The sequence below is a fragment of the Falsihalocynthiibacter sp. S25ZX9 genome, assembly GCF_041205405.1.
Lineage (GTDB): Bacteria > Pseudomonadota > Alphaproteobacteria > Rhodobacterales > Rhodobacteraceae > Falsihalocynthiibacter > Falsihalocynthiibacter arcticus.
In genome coordinates this window covers 1-278 of the sequence record NZ_JBGFCD010000362.1, presented here as the reverse complement: position 1 = coordinate 278, position 278 = coordinate 1, and the positions used below count along the sequence as shown (strand labels likewise).

The window sequence follows — 278 nt, the reverse complement described above, 5'->3', positions numbered from 1 at the left end:
ACGGCAACCTGCGATATCGGAATTTCCTAACGTGCATCGTAAACTTTCGAGCACACCAAAAAGTTTCTGAAAGGATACTCATATTAGCAAACCATCAATTGGATTTATCGGCCTTGGCCTCATGGGCGGCGCAATGGTTGGACGCCTGCAGGACCAAGGGTATGCGCTTACCATTTTGGGTAATACCGACCGCACCTATTTGGACGCGGCCATCGCACGTGGCGCAACTGAGGCTGCCAACGCCAAAGAAGTCGCACAGGCGAGCGATATTGTCATGC

The 278-nt window shown here is 51.8% G+C and carries 1 protein-coding gene; it reads left to right on the top strand.

Going from position 1 to position 278, the window contains the following annotated elements:
- Window positions 1–82: 82 nt before the first annotated feature.
- Window positions 83–278: NAD(P)-binding domain-containing protein (locus AB9F29_RS22580; RefSeq protein ID WP_369757338.1), on the top strand; the 196-nt coding region annotated here is incomplete at its 3' end.